The sequence below is a fragment of the Ulvibacterium marinum genome (genome assembly GCF_003626755.1).
Taxonomy (GTDB): Bacteria; Bacteroidota; Bacteroidia; order Flavobacteriales; family Flavobacteriaceae; genus Ulvibacterium; species Ulvibacterium marinum.
On record NZ_RBCJ01000001.1, the window covers coordinates 932526 to 946012 of the forward strand.

The following is a 13487-nucleotide window of genomic DNA, read 5'->3' on the forward strand; positions in this document are numbered from 1 at the left end:
CATGAATTTTCGTTCCAATATATTCAATTCCCATTCCAAAGAGGATGGGGATTTTTTTTTGGGGATAACGAAAATTTTAGGATTTAAGCCCAAGATGCTGGGAGTATATAAAAAGGCCTTTTTACATAGATCCATTAACAAGAAGGATGAAAATGGGAACCCACTCAATTATGAACGTTTGGAGTTTCTGGGCGATGCCATGTTGGGGACCATAATTTCAAAGTATTTGTATAATGAGGTTCCGGGAGGTGATGAAGGATATCTCACAAAAATGCGTTCAAAAATAGTAAGTAGAAAACATCTCAACGAATTGGGAAAGGATTTGAATCTTATAAAATTTGTTGAAAGCAGGATTCCAAAGTCCCATTTTGGAGACAATATTCACGGGAATGTTTTTGAAGCTTTGGTAGGAGCCATTTATTTGGACAGGGGCTACAAATATTGTGAAAAATTTATAAACGATAGAGTTATTGAGCCTTACGTTGATATTGAACAATTGGAAGGAAAGGTAATAAGTTATAAAAGCCTTGTTATTGAGTGGTGCCAAAAGCAAAAAAAGACCTTTAATTATAATGTCTATGAAGATACTGGCAACGATGCGCTAAAGCATTTTGCGGTTAAACTGTCCATTGATGGAAGGGTAATGGCAAAAGCTAGGGCCACATCAAAAAAAAAGGCTGAAGAAAGAGCTTCAAAAAGAGCGTATTACGCCTTACAGGATAAAATGGAAAACCGCAACTAATTGAAAAATCAAAATCTCTTTTTAAAAAATTCTTTGCCCTCCCCAACTTAGGCTGTATTCGTTATTAATCCTATATTTACGTTTTGTACACCCATGGTAGCAGTACATAGAATTACAGAAGATTTATGTGAGGATTCCTTCGAACTAATAGCGGTTCATAGCAGTTTGGAAGACTATGCCCTTGTATATAAATTAAATTTTCATTTGAAGTCCAATTTTAGAAGAACCTCCAAGGACCTCGAAACCATGGAGCATATATCTTTCCCGTTTTTTGAGTGGAAGGACCGGGTCAACGATGGATATTGGAATTTGATCAATAACAGTAGCTTAATAGAAGAGAGTATGACAAGGGATAATCTTTTTGAAGATGAAACCTCCGTTGTTACCTACCACTTTTTACCAGAATATAAAGAAGTGGATTACTTTCTCAAAATTGAACAAGAAGATATTGATTTAGGGGCTAACATCGTTCGGATTTTGAATACAATACCACAGATTATGGCAGCTTACACTATAGAGGCCGATAAATTAAAATCTAAAAAGAACTTAATCTTTTAAGGGAATGCCAGGAAAGAAAAAGACAAAGATAGTAGCCACTCTAGGTCCGGCAACGAGCAAAAAGGAAGTACTTCAAAAAATGATCGAAGCCGGCGTGGATGTCTTCAGGATAAACTTTTCCCACGCCGATTATGAGGACGTTAAGGAACGTATTCAAATGATAAGGGAACTGAACAAAGAGCTTCACACCAACATATCCATACTTGGGGATTTGCAAGGCCCTAAACTTAGGGTAGGTGTTATGGCCGGTGAAGTAGTAGTGGCCCCTGGAGACGAAATTACTTTTGTTACCGGAAAACCATTTGAAGGCACCATGGAAAGAGTGTACATGAACTATGAGACTTTTCCAAAAGATGTGAATCCCGGGGAGCGGATTTTGTTGGACGACGGGAAATTGATTTTTGAGGTTCTATCATCGAACAGAAAGGATGAGGTAAAGGCGAAAGTGGTTCAAGGGGGTCCGTTAAAATCCAAAAAAGGAGTGAATTTGCCGAATACGAACATCTCTCTTCCCGCGCTTACCGAGAAAGACATTAAAGACGCCATTTTTGCCGTATCCCAAGAGGTAGATTGGATAGCACTTTCTTTCGTTCGTTTCAGCCAGGATTTAATTGACCTGCAAAATTTGATTAAGGAACATTCCGAATATAAAATCCCGATTATTGCCAAAATCGAAAAACCGGAAGCGGTAGAGAATATTGATAAAATTGTTTCCTATTGCGACGGCCTAATGGTGGCTAGGGGTGATCTTGGGGTGGAAGTGCCGGCCCAGGAAGTTCCCTTAATACAGAAACAATTGGTTTTACGGGCCAAGCGTGCGCGGATTCCTGTGATTATTGCCACGCAGATGATGGAGACCATGATAACCAGCCTTACCCCGACCCGGGCAGAAGTAAATGATGTGGCCAATTCCGTTATGGACGGGGCGGATGCGGTAATGCTTTCCGGTGAAACCTCTGTGGGCAACTATCCTGTTCAGGTAATTCAAAAGATGTCCAGCATATTGCAGAGTGTGGAAGGATCGGAACTTATACAAGTACCCCAGGAGCCACCCCATATACGTACAAAGCGATATATTACAAAATCTGTCTGCTACCATGCGGCGATTATGGCCAATGAGATTAAGGCCAAGGCTATTTCTACCTTGACAAACAGTGGATATACCGCTTTTCAGATTTCTGCTTGGCGTCCTAGTGCCCATATACTGGTCTTTACCTCCAACGAGCGAATCTTGACTCAGTTGAATTTACTATGGGGGGTAAAGGCATTCTATTATGACAAGTATGTGTCTACTGACGAGACCATAGAAGATGTAAACAAAATTGCCTGCCAAAAAGGATTTTTGGATACCGGAGATATGCTCATTAGTTTGGCGGCCATGCCCATTAAGGACAAGGGAATGGTAAATACATTACGGGTTACCGAAATTGAAACGTGTAGTTTTTAAGTGAAACCATGGTTGTAAAAAAGAAAAAACCCCAGGACAGGTTTCCTGGGGTTTTTATTTGAACAGAACTACACTTAGGCAACTTCTTTTTCATAGGCAATGAAGTTCACTACTTCACCGTATATATCGTATATGGGTTCCCCTTTTATCCAGCATTTATAAGAGGAACCATTTTTTCTATAATTCAGCACTACGGCCTCAAATGGTTTTCGTTGTCTTACCGCCCTTCCTATTTCCTCAGAGGTCTGTGTACACGTATCCTTACCTTGGAACATTTTAGGCTTTTTGCCTATAATTTCTTTAGGCATATATCCGTTCATTTCCAGGATATTTTGGGTGGCGTGCACAATTTTTAAATGGCTATCGGTCACAACGATAACATAATCCTGTCGTATCAATTTGTCATCCAATTCCAAAAGGGTTGACCACTTGTTGGTTTGGGCCAGCTTTTTAAGTTGGAACACATCCGCATGGTCCTTACAGACTTTTTGGAAATGTGTAGCGTGGAAGTCCCATGAAATTAGCGGTAGACTGGATATAATTTGAGAGTTATAGAACTTATGCGCCGCCGTATCGTAATTTTTGATTTCGTCCATGTTTAAGTAACGCTTAAATACCTTATCCTAAAACCGATAAAGAACAATTTCAAATCAATACTACAAAAACCCTTTAAGGGTTAAAAATTTATGACTGCCATTAACATTTTTGTTTAATAAATACTTCTTTTAAAGCACTTTGGCTCTCGTAAGGATGAACAAAAAAAAGGGACTAACTGTGCATTATAGCACAAAATCAAAGGATGAAGTTTGAGTTTCATGACCCCAAAATAGGTTCCCTTTTTGGATTGACAAATGATATAAAAAATGCAAAAGATCAGTTTTCGACCCGTGCGGGGAATATCAGTATTCTATGGAACAAAAACGAGAAGCCCGTTACAGTTGAGGTAGATGGAATTCCCTTTGAACTTCTTCCCGATCAATTGATGACCATTACATACCTTCAACATGTTTCCTATGAAAATGCCGAAATTCCAATTACCGCTTTTCTTTTTAATCGGGAGTTCTATTGCATTCGGGACCATGATGAAGAGGTTTCTTGTAATGGAATTTTGTTCTTCGGCACACAGGACATCCCCATAGTTTCCATCCCAGAGAATCAGAAGCCTAAATTCAATTTGTTGTACCAAGTATTTGTTGAGGAATTTTCCACACCGGATAACATTCAGGGCGATATGCTTCAGATGTTGCTGAAACGTTTGATCATTATTTGTACCCGTTTGGCCAAGGAACAACATATCGTCAAAAAATTGGACAACGAACAGGTTGATGTTATCCGCAAATTCAATGTATTGGTAGATACCCATTACAAAACCAAAAGAAAGGTAAGCGATTATGCAGACATGCTGTATAAGTCTCCGAAGACATTATCCAACCTATTTGCCATCTACAATCAAAAATCACCCCAGCAGATTATTCTGGATCGTTTGGCCTTGGAAGCTAAACGACTTATCAATTTTACGGATAAGCAGAATCAAGAGATTGCCTATGAACTAGGGTTCAACGACCCGGCCCATTTTAGCCGTTTCTTCAAAAAAATGATAGGCCAATCCCCCACGAAGTATAGGGAAATAAACACAATTTCCACATAAAGGGAAATTTCTACAAGTAGTCGGGCAATCCTTCCTAACAGAAGGCCCTTTTTCCGTCTCATCTTTGTATCATAATTAAAAAATAGTAAAAGATGAATAGCAAACGTACCTCCATTTTCAATCTTATCGAAATATTTCGTCGACCTAAAAAACCAGTGCTGAATATGATAAATGCGAAAACGCACTGTGAGCAAAAGCAGCATCACGATTTCTATTGTGATGCAGAGAAACCACATATAAAATTCAATAATTGATAAATAAGTAATAACTGTCATTCTTGTAGAGTGACCTAAAAATTTAAAATCATGAGCAAATTTAATGTACCAAAAAGAGAAGAAGTAAGTGCCAATAATCAGGCTATTTTTGACAACTTGGAAAAAGCAGTAGGCTTTGTGCCCAACCTTTATGCTACCTATGCATATTCAGAAAATGCACTGGGCAACTATTTGGCATTACAGAATGCAAAGACTTCTTTAAAGTCTAAAGAAAAAGAGGTGGTTAATCTAGCGGTTAGCGAAGTAAATAACTGTATCTATTGTTTATCCGCCCATACGGCCATTGGAAAAATGAACGGATTTACAGATGAGCAGATTCTTGAGCTAAGGGCTGGATACGCTTCATTTGACAATAAATTGGACGCCTTGGCCCGTTTGGCCAAAAATATCACCGAGAATAGAGGTGGTGCGGACCAGGAGGTTATTGAAAATTTCTTCAATGCAGGTTGGACTAAAGAAAACTTAATCGATACCATAGTTTTGGTAGGTGATAAAACAATCAGTAATTATTTGCATAAAACCACTCAAGTACCTGTAGATTTTCCAGTTGCAAGACCACTTGAAGCAGTAGGAGCATAAGTTTAGACCATAAATAATATTGAATAAAAAAACGAAGTATAATCAAAAGATTCCCTTTTTGGGAATGACAAAAACAAAAAATCATGAAAAAAATAATCACAACAGTAGTATTTGCAATAGGCTTGGTATTTTCAATGACCGCCCAGGACAAAATGATGAAAGAGTCGACAAAAACAATTGCTTTGGAACAAACTCCAGGGGAGTTCACCCAAAAACAATTATCCGTTCCTGCAGGTACCTATGTCTTTGAAATATCCAATAAAGGAGTAGGGCATGATGTAGGTTTTGTTTTGGTGAAAAAGGGGATGGACGTCAGTAAACCCGAAAACCATATCAAGACTGCCTATGTGACCGAGGTGGTAAAAACAGGTGAAAAACAACAATCTAATCCTACGGTACTGGAAAAAGGGGAGTATGTATATTTCTGTCCGATGAACCCAACGGCAACGGACAATACATTGATCGTGCAATAATTTAGGTTTGGTTTAAGTGGTGTAGGCCCGATAGGTTTTTAAAAACCTATCGGGCCTTTTTACTGTATTAATTCCTGCCTGCCATTACCCCGCCATCAGTGTCCCAAATGGCTCCAGTTACCCAGGCCGCATCGTCCGAGAGCAAAAAGGTAATCACTTTGGCTACATCTTCGGCTTTGCCATTTCTTCCTATAGGGTGGAAACCATTAAATCCTTCCAAAGCCTTTTCCGCTTTTTCGCGACTTCCAAAAACCGAGTCATATACTGGCGTTTGCACTACTGCTGGGGAAACAGCGTTAACCCGTATCTGATTATCCGCCAGTTCCATGGCTAAATGTTGGGTAAGACTATGAAGGCCTGCTTTTTGCATGGAATAGGCCGATGAAGGTGTTGCCTTAACGGATTGTTTCGCCCACATGGAACCCACATTAACAATGGAGCCCCCGCCAGTGGCTTTCATCTTCTTGGCAGCAGCTTGGGTAATAAAGAAAAACCCTTTGTTTAGATCAAGATAGGAATTGTAATCCGCTTTGTCGTGTTCCAAAAAAGGTTTAGGGCCGAACACTCCAGATGCATTTACCAAATAGTCCAGGCCGGGCATTTCGCCTATTTTGGCAACTAGTGTATCTACTTCTTCCCCATTAGTTATATCTACTTTGTGGGGAACAATACCTTTGGTGCCTGAGAGTATATTGGCGCTACGGCCAATTACATGCACAATGGCCCCTGCATTGACTAGGATTTTGGTGGTTGCTTGGCCTATACCGCTGGTACCACCGACTACAATTGCTGTTTTGTTTTGAAAATTTGACATCATATATATTTAGATAGAATCAATAATAGACAGACAGGTCTGTCTTTTTAAAATTAAATTTTTTTAAGCTATCAATTGAGCTCCCACGTCCCTTGCCGAAAAAATCGGCCAATCACTTTGGTGTAAGTGGCTTTCACTAACGGCACTTTCATATAATAGATATAATCCATTGGTTATTTTTTCGGCCTCTGCATTTGAAAGATTTTGGATGTTTTTGGTAACAACTTCCCTTAAAAAGGACAATAACTCTTGTTTCTGATTTTGGATTTCATTCCGGATTTCCACATTTTCTGCTGGGATTTCTGCAATCGTTCTAATACACCAACAACCATTAAAAGAAGGGTCCTTATAAAACTCCTTTAAGAAGTCGAAAATTCCCAATAGTTGGAATTTCCCTTTAGGTTTCCCTTCAATGTAATTACGCAAAGCCACCATGAAATAGGTGTGTTTGTATTTTAGATAGGCGATGCAGATGTCGTCCTTGGTTCTAAAATGGTTATATAGGGTCGCTTTGGCTATGCCTGCCTTAGCTATAATTTCATTTATACCCGTAGCGTTGTAGCCATTGGCGTAGAACAGGTCGGACGCCGTATTAATGATATGTTGTTTTATTTCCGAATGCTTCACAGGCAAATATAATAAAAAATGAACAAGTCTGTCTGTTTTTGATTCTAAGTTAAAATTTGGTAAGGGTTTTGTATCAACTAAAAATCAAACTTCAACTGAACATAAACCGCATCTTCTTTGGTTTCGGCCTCTTTGTTTTCCGTATTTAGGTTTGCCAGGGAGATGCCCAACAGACGTACGGAATTCTGTAACTGTTCCTGATACAACAGTTCCTTTGCCATTTCAAGAATCAATACCTTATCCGCAATGAAATAAGGAAGTGTTTTGCTTCGGGTCTGAAGGGTAAAATCGCTATATTTTATTTTTAGGGTGATGGTCTTTCCGGCAAGGTTGGATTTTTTTAGGCGACGATCCAATTCATTGGCGATATGCTGCAGTTTTTCCAACATAAAGATTTCGCTACTCAGGTTTTCGTTAAAAGTGCGTTCCGCCCCAACGGATTTTGGAATACGGTGTGGCTTAACCTCACTAGTATGGATACCGCGTACCACATGATAGTAGTGACTTCCACTTTTTCCAAAGTTTGAATCCAAGAACTCCAATGTTTTCTGTTTGAGGTCCTTGCCCGTAAAAATTCCCAACTTGTACATTTTCTCCGCGGTAACCTTGCCTACCCCGTAAAACTTTCGGATCTCCAAATCCTCCAAAAATTGAATGACCTCCTCCGGATTTATGGTCTTTTGCCCGTTGGGCTTGTTCATATCACTGGCTACCTTGGCGATGAATTTGTTTATGGATATTCCAGCTGATGCCGTTAAACCTGTTTCCTCAAGAATCCGTTGGCGGATTTCTTGGGCGATCAAGGTGGCGGACGGATTCCCCTTTTTATTATGGGTAACATCCAAATAGGCCTCATCTAGGGAAAGCGGCTCTACCAGGTCAGTATATTCAAAAAAGATGGTACGGATACTATTTGAGATTTCCTTGTATCGGTCGAATCGGGCCTTTACAAAAATGAGTTCTGGACAATTCCGTTTGGCCAATACACTGCTCATTGCGCTGCGAACGCCAAATTTACGAGCCTCATAACTGGCTGCTGCCACAACGCCTCTTCGGGAACTTCCGCCAACGGCAATAGGTTTTCCCTTAAGCTCTGGATTATCCAATTGCTCCACGGAAGCATAAAAAGCATCCATATCCACATGGATTATTTTTCGCAAAGCAATTTCATCGGACATATTACAAAATTAAGGGTCTCCTTGCTAAAGTCAACATTTAAGGAGGGATATCGAATATTTAACAGAATAAATATGTTTAAACATATGGACATAAATATCTTTGTTCTGACCTTTGAAACACGACCCATCAAATGAAAAGAGATACCTCTCAACCCTTATTGCCCCTAAGAAAGGAAAAAAGAGATGATACGGCTTACGACTTATACCCTTCTTTTCATCTGTTGGACGGAAGCATCCAAAACGGGTACGAGACCTTGGCGGAAGAACTTATCCTTAAGAAGAAAGTGATTTTGGACGGTTATATTGGAGTGGATTGGGAAGAGGTCATCGGGAGCTTAATAAGCCTGTTGGAGAAAAAGGGATGTAATGTCGCTACTTTCAACATTGCGGATTTTTTAAAGCCTGAAGCTGAAATACTATCTCTGGTAGGTCCTTTTCTGGGAGGGGACGACCCTATTTTTGGATACAGGACAGATCTTGAACTTCTAGATTATTACAAAAAGGAAGAACTGTACAATTTAGAATGGGACCAAAACGCAGACTTGAACATTATTTATGGAACAGGAGCCGCCCTGACCCTTATGGATGGGTTCTTGGTGTATTTTGACGTACCTAAGAACGAGCTGCAATATCGGATGCGGGCCCGGGCCATCACCAATTTGGGGCTCTCATTCCCCAAAGATGCTAAACCCATGTACAAGCATTTCTATTTTGTGGATTGGGTGGTACTGAATCAGGAAAAGAAGAGATTGTTGCCCCAAATGGATATTCTGGTCGATCAACAACGTCCCAAAGAACCCACATGGATAAGCGGCGAAAAGTTGCGCAAGGGCTTGAATAGGATGTCCAAAAGCTATTTTCGTGTAAGACCCTGGTTTGAACCTGGTGTCTGGGGCGGCCAATGGATGAAGGATCAATTTCGGAATTTAAACCAAAACGTACCTAATTATGCTTGGTCCTTTGAAATGATCGTTCCCGAAAACGGCCTTCTTTTTGAAAGCGATGAGACTTTGCTCGAGGTGTCCTTTGATATGTTGATGTACCAGGAAAAAGAAAACATATTGGGAAGGGCAGTCAAAAGATTTGGGGATGAATTTCCTATCCGGTTTGATTTCTTGGATACTTTCAAAGGGGGAAATCTTTCCGTTCAGTGTCACCCAAGCCCCGAATACATCAAGCGGGAATTCGGGGAGAACTTTACCCAAGACGAGACCTATTATATATTGGATGCCGAAGAAGGGGCCCAAGTATATTTGGGATTTCGGGAAGGAGTGGATCAACATGAATTCAAGCAGGCCTTGGAAAATAGTTACAACACCAAGGAAACCTTGGAAGTGAATCGTTTTGTACAAAAATTTCCGTCCAAAAAACATGACCTTTTCCTCATTCCACATGGAACGGTACACTGTTCCGGAACCAATAACCTAGTTTTGGAAATCAGTGCCACTCCCTACATTTTCACTTTTAAGATGTACGATTGGCAACGTATGGACATGGATGGCAATCCCAGGCCCTTGAATATTGAACGGGCCATACAAAACCTGGATTTTGAGAAGAAGGGAGGGTATGTGTCCGAAAATCTCATATCCAAACCTGCTATTGTCGAAACAGGATCGGATTGGGAAAAAATACACTTGCCCACGCATCCCCTTCATTTTTATGATGTATATAGGTTTGATTTTGAAACTACTGTAGACCTTATCACTAACGGCCAATGTCATGTTTTGATGCTGGTAGAGGGCGAGGCTTTGGAATTAAAGAGGGGCGATATCCCTCCACAAAAATTTCATTTCGCGGAGACTTTTGCAGTTCCCGCTGCCACGGAGAGCTATACCCTAATTAATAGAGGAAGAAAAAAAGCCAAGGTAATCGTATCCTTTGTAAAGGACGAGGCCTGTTAAAACCGAAATTATATGAAGGACGGAAAATGGATTTACATAGGGATTTGTTTTTTTGCCACTGCTTTTTGTGCTGCCCAACAGAAAACGATATGGCAAGTAGGTGAATCGGACAATAGTTGTTTGGAATTTGCATTGGCCCCCAAGGACTATGAGGAGTTTCTCAAGGAAGATTTTGGATGGGAAGACCGTGTTTTTGTTATCGGGCATTCAAAAACGGAGGAAGATTTTCCCTACGTATTGCCTGGAGCCACCGACTACTGGGGAGGCACATCCGGCCTTGCGGGCATACGCCCACATCAATTGAACCTTTTGTTCAACGTCAAAAAAAAGAAGAATAACGGAATATGGAAATTAGTGGTTGATATTTTGGACTGTAGCCCCAAAGCACCTCCCCTTTTCAAGATTTCAATAAACGGGAAATCCTGGAAATTCCAGATGAAAAAGGGAAAGGGGGTAGGTGTCTTGGATGGGGAAACGGGTTCGGGCAAGGAACAAGTAATAGAATTACCCTTGCCACAAGGGTCGATAAACGATGGAGGTAATGAAATCCAGTTGACTACATTGGAAGGTAGTTGGCTAGTTTTTGACCAGATACGACTGGAATGTCCAATGGGAGCACAATTACGTATTCCAAAAAAGGCAATGATCACGAAGGTCTACCCCGCGGATTATGAATTGACCCAAGACTTGCAGAGCGTTCAGCCACTTTTGGTAGAGGTACAGCACATAGAGGGGAATCCTAAATTAGAGGCGGAGCTGGATGGTGAAATTATTTTTCATGAAATCTTGGAGAACGGTAGAAAAATCTATGAGGTTCCGATGCCTGCGGTAACAACAAAAAAACACAGTAGGTATCAGCTAATATTGGATGGTGAGGTGGTTCAGGAGGGTAGGGTAGAGAGAAGTCCAAAAATAAGGAATCGACCTGTGGATTATGTCGATACCAAAATGGGCACCGGCCATTCCCGATGGATGATAGCCCCCGGACCTTGGATGCCTTTTGGGATGGTAAAAATAAGTCCGGACAATCAGGATATGGGATGGCAAGCAGGATATCAGCCTACTTTTGAAAATGTAGGTGCCTTTAGCCATATCCATGAATGGACCATGGCCGGTTTGGGTACTTTCCCTACAAACGGGCCGTTGATTACTACCATGGGCAGTCCTGAAGCTCCGGATAGTGGATATCGTTCGCATATGGACAAGGCTACCGAACAAGCCCCTTTGGGGTACTATTCGGTACTATTGACCGATTATGATATAAAGGCAGAGCTTACCGCTACCACTAGGTGTAGTTTTCAAAGGTATACCTATCCCGAAAATCGACCAGAGTCAAGAATACTGGTAGACTTAAAGATTCCCGCGGAATATGATTACTCCATAGAAGAAGCTTTTTTTAAAAAAGTAAGCGACACCAAAATAGTAGGCTATAGCAAGCAGATTTCATCATCGGTCTGGGGGGAGGCCTATTATCGAAAACAGATGGTAGAAGATGGGGATAGGCCAAGGGAATGGGATCAAATAGCGCAAGAGTATATCGTTCATTTTGCTATGGAATTTGATCATCCCATAACCCGATTTGGAATCCGTACGGACAAAGGGAATGTTCTTCCTAAAGGAGATTCGGACACCTATACCATATCCAACCCCAAGGACGTGGTAGCCTTTGTTGAATTTGATACTTCTAAATCACATGTAGTCCAAACCAGGACGGGATTGTCCTATGTAAGTATGGACCAGGCTGCCTTAAACCTTAAAAAGGAAATTGCGGAACCTTTTGGGTGGGATTTCGAAAAGGTAAGAGATCATCAGGAGGAAGTCTGGAACGATTTGCTCGGGAGGATACGGATAAGTACCACGGACCGGATGGAAAAGATCAGGTTCTATACCAATATGTATAGGGCCTTGGTCAGTAGAAATATTTTTAGCGATGTTGACGGAAGTTGGGTGGATGCTACCGAGCGGATTCGGAAATTTGAAAATCCCGACGAAGTGGCACTGGGTTGCGATGCCTTTTGGAATACCTTCTGGAATTTAAACCAGTTTTGGAACTTGGTGGTTCCGGAATGGTCCTCAAAATGGGTAAAATCGCAATTGGCTATGTATGATGCCAATGGTTGGTTGGCCAAGGGCCCGGCTGGCATGGAATATATCCCGGTAATGGTAGCCGAACATGAGATTCCCCTGATTGTTGGGGCCTATCAAATGGGAATACGTGATTTTGATGCGGAAAAGGCCTTTGAAGCTATCTATAAGATGCAGACTACCTTGGGAGAACAAGTAGGTAATGGGTATGCCGGAAACCGGGATCTGGAGGCCTACCTCAAGTACAAATACGTACCCTATAACAAAGGACGTTTTTCCAATACTTTGGAGTATTCATTTGACGACTTTGCCGTCTCACAAATGGCCAAGGCAATGGGTAAAAAGGAAGCATATCAGGAATTCCTGGATCGTGCCTATTGGTGGAAAAATGCCATTGATCCAGAAATAGGGTATGCCCGAATACGGCACTCGGACGGCACTTGGTATCCTGATTTCGACCCTATAAAAACGGCGGGGAACCATCAATATGTAGAGGGCAATGCATGGCAACTCTCCTTTTTTGTGCCCCAGGACGTTCCCGCTTTGGCCGCGATTATTGGCGAAGAAGTTTTTTCCAGGCGTTTGGACGATGGTTTTAGGGTAAGTAGTCCATGGCGTTATAATGCCCCTAACGAGTTATACTGGGATTTTCCGGTAACCCAGGGTAATCAACAATCGTTGCATTTTTCATTTTTGTTTAATTGGGTCAAAAAACCATGGCTTACCCAGAAATGGAACAGGGATATTATGGAACGTTATTATGGTCACGGAATTTCCAATGCCTATCTGGGAGATGAGGACCAAGGGCAGATGAGCGCTTGGTTCGTGATGTCGGCTTTAGGGCTTTTTCAAATGGATGGGGGTACAAGGACGGCCCCTATTTATGAAATAGGAAGCCCTTTGTACCCCAAGGTTGAAATTGATTTAGGACAACGCTATAACCGAGGAGAAACATTTACCATACTGGCCAAAAATACTTCCATCAACAACAAATATGTGCAAAAAGCCGTCCTGAACGGAAAGGAGCTGAAAAACTTTTGGTTTCCGTCAGACGAACTTTTGAAGGGAGGAACTTTGGAACTTATCATGGGCCCGGAACCAAATATGGATTGGGGTGTCGGGCAAGTGCCACCATCCATGTCCAATGAAAACAACTGATG

The 13487-nt window shown here is 41.3% G+C and carries 12 protein-coding genes; 8 read left to right on the plus strand and 4 right to left on the minus strand.

What is annotated here, in order from left to right:
* The first annotated feature begins 1 nt into the window (after position 1).
* The 3 genes from rnc (at position 2) to pyk (ending at position 2747) form a co-directional block, all read left to right on the plus strand.
* Positions 2 to 742, plus strand: coding sequence for a ribonuclease III (gene rnc, locus D7Z94_RS03875; protein WP_120710197.1), 741 nt, complete (start codon positions 2 to 4; stop codon positions 740 to 742).
* A gap of 93 nt (positions 743 to 835) precedes the next feature.
* Positions 836 to 1300, plus strand: a complete 465-nt coding sequence (locus D7Z94_RS03880; protein WP_120710198.1) for an IPExxxVDY family protein — start codon at positions 836 to 838, stop codon at positions 1298 to 1300.
* Between the two features lie 4 nt (positions 1301 to 1304).
* Positions 1305 to 2747: a pyruvate kinase gene (gene pyk / locus D7Z94_RS03885; protein ID WP_120710199.1), complete on the plus strand. Its 1443-nt coding sequence runs from the start codon at positions 1305 to 1307 to the stop codon at positions 2745 to 2747.
* A 74-nt stretch (positions 2748 to 2821) separates the two neighbouring features.
* Here pyk and D7Z94_RS03890 read toward each other — a convergent pair whose 3' ends face one another.
* Positions 2822 to 3343: a PAS domain-containing protein gene (locus D7Z94_RS03890; RefSeq protein WP_120710200.1), complete on the minus strand. Its 522-nt coding sequence runs from the start codon at positions 3341 to 3343 to the stop codon at positions 2822 to 2824.
* Positions 3344 to 3546: 203 nt separating this feature from the next.
* Here D7Z94_RS03890 and D7Z94_RS03895 point away from each other — a divergent pair, with 203 nt between their 5' ends.
* The 3 genes from D7Z94_RS03895 to D7Z94_RS03905 all read left to right on the plus strand — a co-directional run bounded on the left by D7Z94_RS03895 (position 3547) and on the right by D7Z94_RS03905 (position 5722).
* Entirely contained in the window at positions 3547 to 4395 is an 849-nt protein-coding gene (locus D7Z94_RS03895; RefSeq protein WP_120710201.1) for a helix-turn-helix domain-containing protein, read from the plus strand.
* Positions 4396 to 4700: 305 nt separating this feature from the next.
* The gene (locus D7Z94_RS03900; protein ID WP_120710202.1) at positions 4701 to 5249 is read left to right on the plus strand and encodes a carboxymuconolactone decarboxylase family protein; all 549 of its coding nucleotides are present in this window, start codon (positions 4701 to 4703) and stop codon (positions 5247 to 5249) included.
* Between the two features lie 83 nt (positions 5250 to 5332).
* Positions 5333 to 5722, plus strand: a complete 390-nt coding sequence (locus tag D7Z94_RS03905; RefSeq protein ID WP_120710203.1) for a cupredoxin domain-containing protein — start codon at positions 5333 to 5335, stop codon at positions 5720 to 5722.
* A gap of 67 nt (positions 5723 to 5789) precedes the next feature.
* Here D7Z94_RS03905 and D7Z94_RS03910 read toward each other — a convergent pair whose 3' ends face one another.
* The 3 genes from D7Z94_RS03910 to dinB form a co-directional block, all read right to left on the minus strand.
* Positions 5790 to 6536, minus strand: coding sequence for an SDR family NAD(P)-dependent oxidoreductase (locus D7Z94_RS03910; protein WP_120710204.1), 747 nt, complete (start codon positions 6534 to 6536; stop codon positions 5790 to 5792).
* Between the two features lie 63 nt (positions 6537 to 6599).
* Positions 6600 to 7163: a TetR/AcrR family transcriptional regulator gene (locus D7Z94_RS03915; RefSeq protein WP_120710205.1), complete on the minus strand. Its 564-nt coding sequence runs from the start codon at positions 7161 to 7163 to the stop codon at positions 6600 to 6602.
* 77 nt (positions 7164 to 7240) lie between these two features.
* Positions 7241 to 8341: a DNA polymerase IV gene (gene dinB, locus D7Z94_RS03920; protein WP_120710206.1), complete on the minus strand. Its 1101-nt coding sequence runs from the start codon at positions 8339 to 8341 to the stop codon at positions 7241 to 7243.
* Between the two features lie 131 nt (positions 8342 to 8472).
* On the opposite strand from dinB, the gene D7Z94_RS03925 reads away from it, so the two are divergent.
* Complete coding sequence (locus D7Z94_RS03925; RefSeq protein WP_120710207.1) at positions 8473 to 10242, plus strand: class I mannose-6-phosphate isomerase; 1770 nt, start codon at positions 8473 to 8475, stop codon at positions 10240 to 10242.
* 12 nt (positions 10243 to 10254) lie between these two features.
* A complete protein-coding gene (locus D7Z94_RS03930) occupies positions 10255 to 13485 on the plus strand; it encodes a GH92 family glycosyl hydrolase (RefSeq protein WP_120710208.1) in 3231 nt (1076 codons plus the stop codon).
* Positions 13486 to 13487 lie beyond the last annotated feature (2 nt).

Excerpts from the sequence above, each read along its gene's own strand:
- D7Z94_RS03900 (WP_120710202.1), top strand. The coding sequence starts at position 4,701 with ATGAGCAAATTTAATGTACCAAAAAGAGAAGAAGTAAGTGCCAATAAT.
- dinB (WP_120710206.1), bottom strand. The coding sequence starts at position 8,341 with ATGTCCGATGAAATTGCTTTGCGAAAAATAATCCATGTGGATATGGAT.
- D7Z94_RS03890 (WP_120710200.1), bottom strand. The coding sequence starts at position 3,343 with ATGGACGAAATCAAAAATTACGATACGGCGGCGCATAAGTTCTATAAC.
- D7Z94_RS03925 (WP_120710207.1), top strand. The coding sequence starts at position 8,473 with ATGAAAAGAGATACCTCTCAACCCTTATTGCCCCTAAGAAAGGAAAAA.
- D7Z94_RS03895 (WP_120710201.1), top strand. The coding sequence starts at position 3,547 with ATGAAGTTTGAGTTTCATGACCCCAAAATAGGTTCCCTTTTTGGATTG.
- rnc (WP_120710197.1), top strand. The coding sequence starts at position 2 with ATGAATTTTCGTTCCAATATATTCAATTCCCATTCCAAAGAGGATGGG.
- D7Z94_RS03930 (WP_120710208.1), top strand. The coding sequence starts at position 10,255 with ATGAAGGACGGAAAATGGATTTACATAGGGATTTGTTTTTTTGCCACT.
- D7Z94_RS03910 (WP_120710204.1), bottom strand. The coding sequence starts at position 6,536 with ATGTCAAATTTTCAAAACAAAACAGCAATTGTAGTCGGTGGTACCAGC.
- pyk (WP_120710199.1), top strand. The coding sequence starts at position 1,305 with ATGCCAGGAAAGAAAAAGACAAAGATAGTAGCCACTCTAGGTCCGGCA.
- D7Z94_RS03880 (WP_120710198.1), top strand. The coding sequence starts at position 836 with ATGGTAGCAGTACATAGAATTACAGAAGATTTATGTGAGGATTCCTTC.
- D7Z94_RS03905 (WP_120710203.1), top strand. The coding sequence starts at position 5,333 with ATGAAAAAAATAATCACAACAGTAGTATTTGCAATAGGCTTGGTATTT.